Source organism: Acidimicrobiia bacterium (genome assembly GCA_035471805.1).
Classification (GTDB): Bacteria; Actinomycetota; Acidimicrobiia; order Spongiisociales; family JAHEDJ01; genus JAHEDJ01.
On the sequence record DATIPS010000029.1, the window covers coordinates 23,833 to 37,001 of the forward strand.

The 13,169-nt window shown below is 63.7% G+C and carries 13 protein-coding genes and 1 riboswitch; of the genes, 5 read left to right on the forward strand and 8 right to left on the reverse strand.

Annotation, left to right across the window (positions count from 1 at the left end; translation table 11 throughout):
* Positions 1-13: 13 nt before the first annotated feature.
* The 3 genes from VLT15_06595 to VLT15_06605 form a co-directional block, all read right to left on the reverse strand.
* Complete coding sequence (locus VLT15_06595; protein ID HSR44881.1) at positions 14-472, reverse strand: MOSC domain-containing protein; 459 nt, start codon at positions 470-472, stop codon at positions 14-16.
* A 95-nt stretch (positions 473-567) separates the two neighbouring features.
* The gene (locus VLT15_06600; protein ID HSR44882.1) at positions 568-1,182 is read right to left on the reverse strand and encodes an RNA methyltransferase; all 615 of its coding nucleotides are present in this window, start codon (positions 1,180-1,182) and stop codon (positions 568-570) included.
* Complete coding sequence (locus tag VLT15_06605) at positions 1,172-1,432, reverse strand: hypothetical protein (protein ID HSR44883.1); 261 nt, start codon at positions 1,430-1,432, stop codon at positions 1,172-1,174. Before VLT15_06605 ends, VLT15_06600 begins: the two co-directional genes overlap by 11 nt.
* A 109-nt stretch (positions 1,433-1,541) precedes the next feature.
* Positions 1,542-1,631: riboswitch (SAM riboswitch) on the forward strand.
* 44 nt (positions 1,632-1,675) lie between these two features.
* On the opposite strand from VLT15_06605, the gene metH reads away from it, so the two are divergent.
* The gene (metH, locus tag VLT15_06610) at positions 1,676-5,131 is read left to right on the forward strand and encodes a methionine synthase (protein ID HSR44884.1); all 3,456 of its coding nucleotides are present in this window, start codon (positions 1,676-1,678) and stop codon (positions 5,129-5,131) included.
* A gap of 12 nt (positions 5,132-5,143) precedes the next feature.
* Here the strand turns inward: metH and VLT15_06615 are convergent, their stop codons facing one another.
* Positions 5,144-6,256: a hypothetical protein gene (locus VLT15_06615; GenBank protein HSR44885.1), complete on the reverse strand. Its 1,113-nt coding sequence runs from the start codon at positions 6,254-6,256 to the stop codon at positions 5,144-5,146.
* Positions 6,257-6,403: 147 nt separating this feature from the next.
* Entirely contained in the window at positions 6,404-7,576 is a 1,173-nt protein-coding gene (gene metZ, locus VLT15_06620; protein HSR44886.1) for an O-succinylhomoserine sulfhydrylase, read from the reverse strand.
* 83 nt (positions 7,577-7,659) lie between these two features.
* Between metZ and VLT15_06625 the strand changes: the two genes are divergently transcribed.
* Together VLT15_06625 and VLT15_06630 are read left to right on the forward strand one after the other, a co-directional pair.
* Entirely contained in the window at positions 7,660-8,466 is an 807-nt protein-coding gene (locus VLT15_06625) for a hypothetical protein (GenBank protein ID HSR44887.1), read from the forward strand.
* Between the two features lie 86 nt (positions 8,467-8,552).
* Positions 8,553-9,989, forward strand: coding sequence for a S41 family peptidase (locus VLT15_06630; GenBank protein HSR44888.1), 1,437 nt, complete (start codon positions 8,553-8,555; stop codon positions 9,987-9,989).
* 118 nt (positions 9,990-10,107) lie between these two features.
* On the opposite strand, the gene msrA is transcribed toward VLT15_06630, so the two are convergent.
* From msrA to VLT15_06645, 3 genes are read right to left on the reverse strand one after another with little or no spacing between them, the layout of a single operon-like run.
* The gene (msrA, locus tag VLT15_06635; protein HSR44889.1) at positions 10,108-10,749 is read right to left on the reverse strand and encodes a peptide-methionine (S)-S-oxide reductase MsrA; all 642 of its coding nucleotides are present in this window, start codon (positions 10,747-10,749) and stop codon (positions 10,108-10,110) included.
* Positions 10,750-10,783: 34 nt separating this feature from the next.
* Positions 10,784-11,092, reverse strand: a complete 309-nt coding sequence (locus VLT15_06640; protein ID HSR44890.1) for a DUF1475 family protein — start codon at positions 11,090-11,092, stop codon at positions 10,784-10,786.
* 35 nt (positions 11,093-11,127) lie between these two features.
* The gene (locus VLT15_06645; protein HSR44891.1) at positions 11,128-11,616 is read right to left on the reverse strand and encodes a YbaK/EbsC family protein; all 489 of its coding nucleotides are present in this window, start codon (positions 11,614-11,616) and stop codon (positions 11,128-11,130) included.
* A gap of 292 nt (positions 11,617-11,908) precedes the next feature.
* Between VLT15_06645 and VLT15_06650 the strand changes: the two genes are divergently transcribed.
* Together VLT15_06650 and VLT15_06655 are read left to right on the forward strand one after the other, a co-directional pair.
* Complete coding sequence (locus VLT15_06650) at positions 11,909-12,412, forward strand: histidine phosphatase family protein (GenBank protein ID HSR44892.1); 504 nt, start codon at positions 11,909-11,911, stop codon at positions 12,410-12,412.
* Between the two features lie 146 nt (positions 12,413-12,558).
* Positions 12,559-13,164, forward strand: a complete 606-nt coding sequence (locus VLT15_06655; GenBank protein HSR44893.1) for a hypothetical protein — start codon at positions 12,559-12,561, stop codon at positions 13,162-13,164.
* Positions 13,165-13,169 lie beyond the last annotated feature (5 nt).

Sequence of the window (13,169 nt, forward strand, 5' to 3'; positions counted from 1 at the left end):
GCCGGCCGGGTCGCTAGTCGAGGAGCTCTACCTCGTCGCCACGGCGGATCGTTCCGCCAATGATCACCTTTGCGTAGACCCGGCTCCATCCGGGATGGGCTGCCTGACCGATGCGAGCGGACCTCCCGTCTGAAAAGGAGCCGGAGATCTTCGAGCACGGGCTGGTGTAGCTGGTGACCTGGGCCACCGTCGATCCGATGCGAAGCCGAACGGGCGGGCTCACGAGGTCCCAATCGAGCCCCGTGATGGTCAAGTTCTCACCTGCAGTACCGGCAGAGATTGGATGACCCTCGGCCTGCAGGGCTTCGATGACTTCGAGCGAAAAGAGGCAGAGAGCCCGGTCGAACCCGCCGTGATGTTCCTTGTCGGACTGGTCATCACCAACGATCCCGTTGATGTCGATGAGAGCCTCTGAGACCGGGAGCTTCGGCACACCCCCGTCGCTCGCGTTGATCTGGAACACAGTTGCCATCGCCAACACGATACCTCCACGATCGAACTGATTTTCTCAGCAATACTGTTGCGCGTGGAGAACCACAGTATTGCGGAGAAACCCGGAGGAGTCCTCTAGCGGCCGAAGCGGTGCTGCAGGATCCAGTGGTGCATCGCTATCCCGGAAGCCACGCCCGCATTGATCGACCGCGTCGAACCGTACTGTGCGATCGAACAGACGAACGCGGCCGCTGCCCGAGCCTCCTCGGACAGACCCGGCCCTTCCTGACCGAAGAGCAGCGCACACCGGCTCGGAAGCCGGGTGGTCTCGATGGGAACCGCACCGGGCAAGTTGTCGATGCCCACGATCGGCATTTCGGCATTCGCCGCCCAATCCACGAAATCGTGAACCGTCGGATGGTGGTGAACGTGCTGGTAGCGGTCGGTGACCATCGCCCCCCGCCTATTCCACTTTCGCTTGCCGACGATGTGCACTGCTTCGGCCATGAAGGCGTTCGCATTGCGCACGACCGAGCCGATGTTGAAATCGTGTTCCCAGTTCTCGACCGCCACATGAAACGGGTGACGACGGCCGTCGAGGTCGGCCATGATCGATTCGTGTCGCCAGTAGCGATATTCGTCGACGACATTGCGCCGATCGCCGGCCTCGAGAAGCTCCGGATCGAGTCGGGGATCCTCGGGCCACGGCCGCGGGTGCGGCCCGACGCCTACCTCACGTTCACGATCCATCGACGCCGGCGCTACCGGAACCGATGATCACGCCGATGAACCCTCCCCCGAACACGCCGGTGAGGATCCCGGGCCAGATGGCCGTTGAGAAAGCTCTGCCGAGGTCCGAATCGGTGAAAATCCACATCGCGAGCACTATCAAGATGATCGAGAGCGGCGTCCCCACGGCAATGCTCGTGGCGATGGCGCGCCCGAACTTCTTCTCGTCTACTTCTCCGTGCTTTTGAGGTGGATGGGCCTCGACGGTCATCTGTGGTCTCCCCGGTTCACTTGGCCGATAGCGTAGCGTCGATGCCGGGGAGACGGCAGGGCGAGAGGTGCCGACGGAGTGCCGGGCCTTCCGCGCCTAGGATTTGCAGGACTCATCCGGAGCGATGGAGGGACCAGGCCCTGTGAGAGCGCGGCAACCGGCCCGCGGGGATTCGGTGCCAGCGCCTGAGCGATGAAGTGGCGGACGGTCCCCTCATCACGACCGACAGACATCAGGAACGCAGTGAGCGACTACGTACGGGCAGCCGAATCCAGAGTCGTGGTCTACGACGGTGCAATGGGCACCTCGATCCAACAGGCCGGTCTCGGTGAGGACGACTTCGGAGGCGCCGACCTCGAAGGCTGCAACGAGCTGCTCAACGTGACGCGACCCGACCTGATTCGCCGGATCCATGCCTCATTCCTGGATGTCGGCGTCGATGTCGTCGAGACGAACAGCTTCGGCGGGTTCTCCGTGCCGCTCGCCGAGTACCGGCTCGAGCATCGCGTTCATGAGCTCAACCTGGCGGCAGCACGACTGGCCCGAGAGGTCGCAGACGACTATTCGACCGGAGATCGCAAACGCTGGGTTGCCGGGTCGATCGGACCCGGGACGAAGTTCCCGACCCTCGGCCAGATCAGGTTCGCGGATCTCAGGGATGCCTATGAAGAGCAAGCCGCAGCTCTCCTCGAGGGCGGAGTGGACCTCTTCATCATCGAAACCCAGTTCGACCTGCTCGGCCTGAAAGCCGCCATGATCGGAGCAAGGCGTGCAATGCGATCGGCCGGGAGAGAGGTCCCGGTCCAGGCGCAGGTGACCATCGAAGCGACCGGCCGAATGCTGCCCGGCACGGAAATCGGCGCGGCACTCGCCGCTGTCGATCCTCTGCGCCCTGATGTGTTCGGCCTGAACTGCGCGACCGGCCCGGCAGAGATGGCGGAGCACATCCGCTATCTGTCGGAACGGGCGCGTATGCCGATAGCGGTCATCCCGAACGCAGGGCTTCCGGAGGTGATCGAGGGTGCCATGTGCTACAACCTCTCGCCGGAGGAGCTGGCCGATCACCACGTCCGGTTCATCACCGAGTTCGGTGTCTCGGTGGTCGGGGGATGCTGCGGCACGACGCCCGAGCATCTGCACAGGGTCGTCGAGGCAGTGTCCGACCTGGACGTCCTCCCCCGTGCGGCCCGGCACGAACCCGGCGCCGCCTCGACATACTCGTTCGCTCCCTTTCGCCAGGAGACATCGTTTCTGATCATCGGGGAGCGGACCAACGCCAACGGATCGAAGAAGTTCAGGGAAGCGCTGCTCGCCGAAGACTGGGACGGCTGCGTGCAGATGGGAAAGGAACAGGTCAAGGAGGGCGCCCATCTCGTCGACCTCTGCGTCGACTACGTCGGTCGCGATGGGAGAGCCGACATGGACCGGCTGGCCTCGCGCTTTGCCACCGAGGTGAGTGTGCCGCTGGTACTGGATTCCACCGAACCGGAGGTGATGGAGGCAGGCCTTCAACGGATCGGTGGAAGGGCGGTTCTCAACTCTGCCAACCTCGAGGACGGCGATCATCCGAATTCGCGGTTCGACAGGGTGATGTCGCTGGCTCGGGACTACGGAGCTGCCGTCGTCTGTCTGCTCATCGATGAGAACGGGCAGGCGCGAGACGTCGAATGGAAGATGCGCGTCGCCCACCGCATCCACCGCCTCGCCGTCGAACGCTACGGGCTCGAACCGGGCGATCTGATCTTCGACCCGCTCACGTTTCCGCTGACAACGGGCGACGACGCCCTGCGCCGCGACGCGATTGCAACGCTCGAGGCAGTCAGGCGAATCAAAGTCGAACTGCCCGGAACCTTCACCAGCCTCGGCATTTCCAACGTTTCGTTTGGATTGAAGCTGGCGGCCCGCCACGTACTCAACTCGGTGTTCCTCCATGAGGCACTCGGGGCCGGGCTGGACGGCGCCATCCTCCATGCGGCCCGGGTGATACCTCTCCACAGGATCCCGGAGGATCGGAGGGAAGCCGCCCTGGATCTCGTCTACGACCGCCGGCGCGCCGGATACGATCCGCTCGAGCGCGTCCTGGAGCTTTTCGCCGACGCGACCACGACGGCAGTCGAGAAGGAGGACCGCAGCGAATGGCCGATCGAGCGACGCCTCGAATACCGCATCGTCGAAGGCGACCGCGACGGACTCACCGATGACCTGGATACGGCGCTCCGGAGCCGTAGTGCAGTGGACATCATCAACAACATCCTCCTGGCCGGCATGAAGACTGTGGGTGAGCTGTTCGCGACAGGTGATATGCAGCTGCCCTTCGTGCTGCAATCGGCAGAGACTATGAAGGCGTCGGTCGGCTATCTGGAACCGCACATCGACGCAACCGGTCACACCGGCCGGGGGTCGATCGTCCTGGCAACGGTCAAGGGTGACGTGCACGACATCGGGAAGAACCTCGTCGACATCATCCTCACCAACAACGGGTACACGGTCCACAATCTCGGCATCAAGGTCGGCATCGCCGACATGATCGACAAAGCCCTCGAAGTGAACGCCGATGCAATCGGGATGAGCGGCCTTCTCGTGAAATCGACCCTGATCATGCGAGAAAACCTGATCGAACTGCACGAACGGGGATTGGCCCACCTTCCCGTCATCTTGGGTGGCGCTGCTCTGACCAGGAGCTACGTCGAACGCGATCTCCGCCAGGCCTATCCGGGACCGCTCTTCTACGGCAAGGACGCTTTCGCCGGGCTGGCGGTCATGGAGCGGATCGCAGGAGACGAACACCTGACGGATGCCGAGTTCGGCCGCAGGCCTGAGGGGCGTCGGCTGCCCGCCAGGCAGCCGAGGAAGGATGCGGAGACGCAAGCACGGACTCGCTCGCCCGAGGTGGACGGCGACAACCACATCTTCACTCCCCCGTTCCTCGGGTCGAGAGTCGTCAAGGGAATCCCCCTTGACGAAATCGGCGAATACCTGAACGAAACCGCCCTCTTCAGAAACCAGTGGCACTTCCGCCCCGAAGCCGGTGAAGACGACGCGGCTTTCAAGGACCGCATTCGCCCGGTGCTTCGTGAGCAGCTCGATCGGGCGAAACGCAACAACCTCCTGATTCCGCAAGTCGTGTACGGCTTCTTTGCAGTGAACTCAGACGGCAACGACCTCATCGTCTGGCAAGACGCCCGGCGGAACCGCGAGATGGCCAGGTTCTCGTTCCCACGTCAAACGAGCAGCCCCTTCATGTGTATCGCCGACTTCCACCGCCCGACCGACGAAGGGCTCGACTACGCGGCATTTCACATTGCAACCATCGGTGATCGAGCCTCGGTGCGAGCGGCCGAGCTGTTCGCCGCCCACCGTTATGAGGAGTACCTGTTGCTCCACGGTCTGGCCGTTGAAATGGCGGAGTCACTTGCCGAGTACTGGCACCATCGAATCAGGACCGAGTGGGGTTTCGTCGACGAGGACGGTCCCTCTCTCACGGGGCTCTTCCGGCAGAAGTATCGCGGGGGAAGGTACTCATGGGGCTACCCGGCCTGTCCCGATCTCGAAGACAATGAAACCGTCGCCCTCCTCCTGGGAGCCGACCGAATCGGGGTCTCGGTCGGGGAAGACACCGGCTGGCAATATCAGCCCGAGCAGACCACCTCGGCCATCATCTGCCACCACCCGCAGGCGAAGTACTTCATCGCCCGCTGACCTGCAGGTCCGTCAGGCGACCCGGACCGAGAATCTGAGGAGAGCCCCGACCCCGTGGGCGTCGAGCGGACTCGACACCGAGATCTGATCGGCCTGCCCGCCTCTGCGGAGCACCTGCTCCATCGCCGCGTCGATCACGTCACCGAGCACCACCATCCCAGAACCACAAGCCATGCAACTCTCGCCGCTCCGTTCCAGCCATCCGCAAGTGCCGCACATCACCCCCGGGCGGGTGAACCGACCGGCAACCACGAGACGATCGACGGCACCGTTGTTCACGGCGGTCAGCACGTCCTCGAGCCCGACAACGGCCCTTCCTCCCTCCTCGGAGGTGACACTCACCCTCGAGGCGAGGGCCTCTTCGGCTTCATACGAGGCGTCGAGCAAGAAGACATTCGCACGATCGGCGATGTCAGAGTCCGACATCGTGTGCGGGTCGATGACGAAGGAGCCGAGCAACCGAGCGCGGAGATACGGATGGAGAAACGATTCGAACCGGACCGAGGTCTCCTCGTGACCGCCGACGACCAACTTCCCGAAGCCGAGTTTGCGCTGGAGTTCGAACAACCTGTCGGCGACGTACCGGAAGTGCCGTCGATCCAAGAAGTCCGCGTGGTTTCTGGCTCCCTTCTCCTCGTATCCGGAGAACCCGCCGAAGTTACCCTTGTGCGACTCGGACTCTTCGATGAACTCGAGCAACCGCATACTCCCGCCACCGCCGCCGTATAGCCAGGCATGCCTGCGGTCGACGACCGCCACTACAACACTGTCGCGTTGCCGTATGCTCCGCAACGGACGCAGATAGGGACGATCAGCGGCGAAAGCGACATCCCACACCGGGGTCGACAGGGGAATGTACTCGAACAAGCCCCCGCCGTCACAAGCGAAGACGGCCGTGGCAGGCGAACGATCCACGTCGATGCGATCGGCCAGCCCGATCACGCTGTCGAGGTCGCTGCGGAGCGACATCTGGGCATCATGATCGAGGTTCGACAAGGACCTGAGGGGTTTCAGGAGATCGCTGAGACGCGCACGAACAGACTCGTGGAGCGGCTCGCGGTTGACATACACCGAAAGCACCGGATAGTCGGGGCTCTCGAAGCGGGAGAGGCGGTCGATGTGCATGAGCCTCCTTCGAGTTTGGGCCGGGCGCGCGCAGGCGACACGAATAGATGCGGAGCCGCGCGGCCCGAAGGGCCGGTAACCAGAGGTGTTCGAGAGATGGTCACCTCGACTTCAGGTTACCCTCGTGAACCCTGGATTGGGGCCTCTTCAGAGCTCCAGCGCCCCGGCCAGATCTGCCTCGAGATCCAGCAGGTCCTCGAGCCCCACGGAAAGGCGCACCAGCGAATCGGAGATGCCCATCGCCTGCCGCTCCTGTGGAGTGAGCCGGGAGTGGGTGGTCGTCGCCGGGTGAGTCGACAGGCTCTTCGCGTCCCCGAGGTTGTTCGATATGTCAAACAAGCGGAGCCGGTTCATGAACCGGAAGGCTGCGGCCCGACCTCCGTCTATCTCAACAGACACCATCGACCCGCCCGCCTCCATCTGACGGCGGGCCAGGTCAGCCTGTGGATGCCCGTCGGCGGTCGGGTACAAGACGCGGCTGACCACCGGCGCCCCGTCGAGGAAAGCGGCCAGCGCGGCGGCGCTCCTGGATTGCTCGCGGACGCGGAGGTCGAGAGTCTCGAGGCTCTTCGCCACCACCCAGGCATTGAATGGACTAATCGATGGGCCGGTGTGACGCTGGAACTCCTGTAGCGGGCCATCGATGAACTCGGCCGTACCCAGAACCGCTCCGCCCAGTGTGCGACCCTGCCCGTCGAGGTGCTTGGTCGTCGAGTAGACGACGATGTCGGCACCCAGTTCGAGCGGACGCTGCAAGACCGGGGTTGCGAAGACGTTATCGACGATGACCCGCGCTCCGGCGGCGTGCGCCAGTTCGGATACAGCTGCGATATCGACGAGTTCGAGCATCGGGTTGGACGGAGTCTCGAGATACACGAACTTCGGGGAACGCTCCATCGCACGCTCCCACGATTCGAGATCGCGACCGTCGACGAAAGTGGTCTCGATTCCCCAGCGTGCCAGCAGCCGTCCGAGTACCGCGACCGTAGACCCGAACAGTGCGCGAGAGGCGACGATACGATCGCCGGCGCTCGCGTCGCACGCAACGGCTGCGAAGACTGCGGCCATTCCGCTGGCGGTCGCCCGGCATGCTTCGGCCCCGTCGAGTAGCCGAAGCCGCTCTTCGAATGTCGAGATCGTCGGGTTCCCGTAGCGCGTGTAGACGTAGCCCTCGGCTTCCCCGCTGAAGACCGCGGCAGCTTCCTCCGCAGACTCATAGACGAATCCAGATGTCATGAATATGCCTTCGGCCGTCTCGCCGAAGGCCGTCCGCTCGTGCCCGCCTCGGACCTGCCGGGTCTTGGGTCTCCAGTCATCCATGAATGACAACCGTACATCGACATTGCTGCCTGTGGGTCACCGACGTAGGGTTACCTTCCCTACCCGCCGTACGCCGAGGAACCATGCTGACCGCGAATCGAGACTGGACCGTGATCGTCGAGGTCAACCCGCCCGACCTTCCGGACATGTCCCACCTCCTGCTGGAGGGTGCCTGGACCCATGTGCTGGTGACGGACAATGTCTTCGGGAAGATCCGGGTATCCCCCTATGCCTACTCCGCACGGATAACGCACGACGTACCGTCGGTTCATCCGACAGTCGTGGTTTCGACCCGTGACCGCAACATCCTGGCCATCGAGAGCGAGGTCCGAGGAGCATTGGGGAACGGAGTCAACTCTTTCCTGGTGGTCGTGGGTGACACAATGCCTCAGGTCGATCATCTGGCCGACCATCGAGAGGTGGTGAGGCATCTCCGGGATCTCCAGGGCAGGACTCCGGCGTTCGAGGTGGGGGTGCCGACCCGCTTCAAATCGTACGACTTCCACCGACAGGTCGATTCGGGAGCGGAGTTCTTCGTGGCAGGCCCACTTCTGGATCCCTCAACAGTCGGCGAGCAGATTGCGAAGTTGCAGATGCGAGACGGCGACCCGCCGCTGTACGTGATGGTGATTCCCCCGTTCTCGCCGGGTTGGGTGGAGCAGATGGAGTCGGTGGGGGCGATTCCCTGCAGTGATCGTCTCAAAGCAGATCTCGCAGGTCTACCTTCCGAAGACCGGAGGGCGTTTGGATGGAGCGTGGCCACGGCAACGGCCGCGGCCGCCCGGAGGGAAGGAGCGGCCGGGGTGGTGCTCATGGGTCTCCACTTCGACACAGTGATCGACGAGGCCGCCGAGGCCTGGCGAAGCGGTTCGCAACGGGACCCGGGCTGAACTCGCCGAACCGCCCCGGGTTCGTCGATATGCTCCGGCCGGCGGCGGTTTCGCGCATATCTCGCGAGGTCGGGTTGAATAGCGGCATGCGCTTCCGGATCCCCGTATTGCTGGCTCTTTCGATCGCCGTCGCGGCATGCTCTTCGGGCGTCACTTCGACCACCGGCGGTTCGGTCGCCCCGTCGACCTCTTCAAGCAGCTCAACCACCGGCACGGCCGACACCCAGTCGGAGTCGACGTCGGCTGCCGGTACCGATCTTCTGATTACCAACTGCGATGAGCCCACCGCCGATTTCGAGCCATTCTGCGACGCCTACAACCTGATCAGAGGGCACTTCGTGGACGATGCCGACGACGCACTGCTGGCTGCCGGTGCCCTGGAGGGGTTGGAAACGCTGGAGTCGGAAGGCACCGGCGGACCTCGCGACAGAATCACCTGCTCCGAGCCGAGTGAAGCTTTCGAGTCCTTCTGCGAGTCGCTGGTGGATGAGCTCGAGAGCGGAGATTCCAGCCTCGGCGAAGTCATCGAGGCCGCCATCGCAGGCATGGTCGCGATAGGACTCGACGACCCCTACAGCGTCTATCTCTCTCCTTCTGCGCTGGAGAACTTCAGAATCGATACCTCCGGAAGCGTTGAGGGCATCGGCGCCTTGGTCCGCGGCGAAGAGATAACCGACCCGGACGGGGAGGGCTGCTCCCTGCTATCCGATACCTGTCACATGGTCATAGTCCAGCCGCTCGACGGCAGCCCGGCGGAAGCCGCCGGCATCGAATCGGGCGACTATGTCGTTTCGGTGGACGGCGAGGGCGTCGAAGGCAAGCTTCTCGACGAGATCGTGGCCATCGTGCGAGGGCCGGCCGGGACCGAGGTGACCCTCGGCATCGAAAGGGGTGGTGAGCTGCTCGAGTTCACCGTGACCAGGGCCGCTATCACCGTGCCCAACGTTGAATTCGATGTGCTCGACTCAGGAGCTGGTTATCTCCGCCTGGTGACCTTCGCCAGCAACGCGGATGAAGCGATTCGCGAGGCGATCCGCGAGTTGCTTGCCGCCGGGGTGACCGACATCATCTTCGATCTGCGCAGCGACCCAGGCGGATCTCTGGACGCGGCCGTGAACATCGCCAGCGAGTTCCTGGAAGACGGCCTGGTTGTCGTCACCGAAGCACCGGGAGACCGGCTGGAGTATCCGGTCCAGAGCGGCGGGCTCGCAACAAGCACCGACATCGGACTGGCCGTTCTCGTCGACCGGGCCAGCGCCAGCGCGTCGGAGGTAGTTGCCGGCGTCCTCCAGGAGACGGGCCGGGCGACGATCGTTGGCGAGGTGACCTTCGGAAAGAACACGGTGCAGCAACAGTTCAACCTGGACAACGGCGGGGCTATCAAGTTGACCATCGCCCGCTGGTTGACACCCGAAGGGAAGGATCTCGGCGATGGGGTTCATCCGGACATCTTGATCGAGTTCGACACAGATGCCGAGTCGGACCCGTGGATCGACGCTGCTCTGGAAGCCCTGGGCTACTGATCCCCCGTTTTCTGAGCAATACCGCTAATCCCCACGCGCAACAGCATTGCCGAGAAAACACAGGGCAGTTTCTGAGCAATACTGTTGATGCCCACGCGCAACAGCATTGCGGAGAAAATCAGGTCAGGCCGGTCGGGCATGCAACGCCCGTGCCACCCAACCCGCAATAGCCGCCCGGGTTCTTGCCCAGGTATTGCTGGTGATACTCCTCGGCGTAATAGAACTCACCCGCGGGAGCAATCTCCGTGGTGATCTCCCCGTGTCCGTGCGCCGTGAGTTCCGCTTGATATCGATCACGTGACCGTTTGGCGGCTTCGAGTTGCTCATCGGAGGTGGCGTAGACCGCCGAGCGGTATTGGGTCCCTACATCGTTGCCCTGCCGCATACCCTGAGTCGGGTTGTGACCTTCCCAGAACACCCCGAGCAGCCGGTCGTAGCCGACCGCCGCCGGATCGAACACGACCAGCACGACTTCCGCGTGACCGGTCCGCCCCGTGCATGTCTCCTCATAGGTGGGATTTGGGGTCGATCCGCCCGCGTAGCCCGCAGCCGTCGAGTACACCCCGTCGGTCTGCCAGAAGCCGCGTTCGGCCCCCCAGAAGCATCCCATGCCGAACACGGCGGTTTCCAGCCCGTCCGGAAACGGAGGAACGATCCGGTTCCCGTTCACGTAGTGGGTCTCCGGCACACGGATCGGCTCAGAACGACCCGGAAGAGAGTTCTCGTTGTTCGGTGTTTCTTCGCGCCGGAACCAGGCCACGGCCGTACCTCCTCGTCCTGTCCGACGCTAGCGGCTATTGCTCCCTAAATGGGAGGGCGAGCCCCGAATCTCGTGAGGCTTTCAGGAGGTAGAGCCCGGCCGTCAGGCTTCCGCCGACCACGAGCCCGGCCAGCCAGGGAGTAGCCCTTCGCCACCCTTCCCTCTTGACGATCCATGCCCCGATGATGGCCAAGGCCACATACAGGTCGACGAGCGTGACCCGACCCCAGGCGAGATCCATGAGCAATCCGCCTTCCGTGGTGAATCCGTCTCCGGATACAAACCCGTAGGAGATCATGCCGAGCATCACAACGAAAGCCGCTAGGCCAATCCATTTCATCATGATCAGTACGGTACCGCGGCGCGGCCGGATGATGCCTACACGGCCGGATTGGCCAGACCGGGGACTACCACTGCGCCGGGCAATCGAACCAGATCCGCGGGTTCGATCCTCAGTTTGGCGGACCTGCTACCCGCGCCGACGATGACCCACGGTCGATCCATCACCGCGGAGTCGATGAACAGCGGCACCTCAGGTGGCAACGCGAACGGCGTGACCCCTCCGATCGCCATCCCGGTCAGCCGGGAGGTCTCCTCGGCCGGAGCGAAGCTCGCCTTCTTCCATCCCGTGGTCTCACGCACTTTTCCGTTCACGTCCAGCCTGGTCGTCGCCAGAACCAGACACGCAACGAACTCGCCGGGCGGCCGTTTCGAAGCAACCACGATCGTGTTGGCGGCCGTCTCCGGCGCATAGCCGTAGTTGAGGCAAAAGGCCGCCGTATCGGCCAGCTCGGGGTCGCAATCGAGTGCTTCAAACTCGAAGCCGAGTCGACCGAGATATGAGAGGACTTCTGGTTGAACCGGCATCAGCGGCCGTCCGTTCCGGAGCAGGAGGTGCCGGTGAGCCACCGCCACGATGTCTGCCGTCGGGGATCGGCCGCACACGCGAAGTGGACACAAGAGATCGAGCCGGTTTCGAAATGATGGACGGCTTCGCTGCGCCCGGCCAATGGTTCTCCTCTGCGCGTCGTCGGAACGAAGCTAATCGATCCGTGTTGTGTAGACGCGGCGAGGAATCATGAGGGTCCGGCAAGCCGACGAGCTCTGAAGTCGTGCCGTGGGCGGAGATCGACATGTCGCTCACGCTAGCTTCGAGTCCATGAAGCGACTGATCCTCCTCCGCCACGCCAAATCCGATTGGGAGGCCGGATTCGACTCCGATCACTCTCGCCCTCTGAGCGAACGGGGCATGCGATCTGCCAGAGCGATCGGCACGGCGCTGACACGCTCGGGGGAGATCCCGGATCTGGTGATCTCCTCATCCGCCCTGCGCGCCCAGTCGACGGCGTTCCTGGCCGCCGACACGGGCGGATGGGATTGCGAGATTCGAATAACGGAAGAGCTGTACGGCACCTCACCCGGCAACGTCCTGAGCATCGTCAAGGACACTCCAGTGGGCGTCTCCCGGCTGATGATGGTCGGACACGAGCCGACCTGGTCGACAACCTCCGGGGTGCTGATCGGAGGCGGCAGGGTGCGGGTCCGCACAGGTTGCGCAGTCGCGATCGACCTGACCTCCTGGTCGCTGGCAGAACCGGGAAGAGGCGAGCTGGCCTGGATGCTCACACCGCGGCTCTTCACGGACGGCACCTGGCAGATCTAGCTTCCGGAACCGGATCCCATCGCCGATGGCGCGAATCCGGCCCCGGGTGATGTCCGATGTTCTCATGGGGTTCTTCAGTCGACTTCACAGATTCCTAACGAGCCGGTTCGAGTCTGTCGGTGGAGAGCTCACGAGAGGAGACCATCATGCGAAAGGCTCTCGCAACACTGACAATCGGACTGGTCGCAGCCGTCGGGATCACCGCCGGCGCGGCGGCCCTCACTCCGACCGCGGCAACGGCCCAGGAGGTCGGAGTCACAGGAAAGGCCGTCGGGCCCCTCGAGAAAGCTCTGGGTGAGTTGGTGGCCGAGGGGGTCATCTCACAGGACCAGGCAGAGACGGTTGCGGAGCGTATCCGTGAAGCCGGCCCCTTCCACCGGATGAACCATCATCGGAGTGCGCACCTGGAGACCGTCGCCGGACTGCTCGGAATCGAGAAGTCCGATCTGGCTGAAGCTCTGCGCGACGGCCGGTCCATCGCCGAACTCGCAGGCGAAGACACCCAGGCGGTCATCGACGCGCTGGTGGCGGAGGCCTCCGATCGACTGACTGCGGCCGTCGACCGCGGCCGCTTCACGCAGGAAGAGGCCGCGGAGAGGCTGGCCGGTGCCGTACAGCGGATAACCGACATAGTGAACGGTGAGAGGCCCGAAGGGCCGGAACACCGACGTGGATTCGGCCTGCGAGGCGGCGATTTCTTCGGGCCCCCGAACGAAGGCGCCTTTGGAACCGGAACCAACGCCCGACGGTGAGCGGG

Excerpts from the sequence above, each read along its gene's own strand:
- VLT15_06595 (HSR44881.1), bottom strand. The coding sequence starts at position 472 with ATGGCAACTGTGTTCCAGATCAACGCGAGCGACGGGGGTGTGCCGAAG.
- VLT15_06600 (HSR44882.1), bottom strand. The coding sequence starts at position 1,182 with ATGGATCGTGAACGTGAGGTAGGCGTCGGGCCGCACCCGCGGCCGTGG.
- VLT15_06605 (HSR44883.1), bottom strand. The coding sequence starts at position 1,432 with ATGACCGTCGAGGCCCATCCACCTCAAAAGCACGGAGAAGTAGACGAG.
- VLT15_06615 (HSR44885.1), bottom strand. The coding sequence starts at position 6,256 with ATGCACATCGACCGCCTCTCCCGCTTCGAGAGCCCCGACTATCCGGTG.
- metZ (HSR44886.1), bottom strand. The coding sequence starts at position 7,576 with ATGGATGACTGGAGACCCAAGACCCGGCAGGTCCGAGGCGGGCACGAG.
- VLT15_06625 (HSR44887.1), top strand. The coding sequence starts at position 7,660 with ATGCTGACCGCGAATCGAGACTGGACCGTGATCGTCGAGGTCAACCCG.
- VLT15_06630 (HSR44888.1), top strand. The coding sequence starts at position 8,553 with ATGCGCTTCCGGATCCCCGTATTGCTGGCTCTTTCGATCGCCGTCGCG.
- VLT15_06640 (HSR44890.1), bottom strand. The coding sequence starts at position 11,092 with ATGATGAAATGGATTGGCCTAGCGGCTTTCGTTGTGATGCTCGGCATG.
- VLT15_06645 (HSR44891.1), bottom strand. The coding sequence starts at position 11,616 with ATGCCGGTTCAACCAGAAGTCCTCTCATATCTCGGTCGACTCGGCTTC.
- VLT15_06650 (HSR44892.1), top strand. The coding sequence starts at position 11,909 with ATGAAGCGACTGATCCTCCTCCGCCACGCCAAATCCGATTGGGAGGCC.
- VLT15_06655 (HSR44893.1), top strand. The coding sequence starts at position 12,559 with ATGCGAAAGGCTCTCGCAACACTGACAATCGGACTGGTCGCAGCCGTC.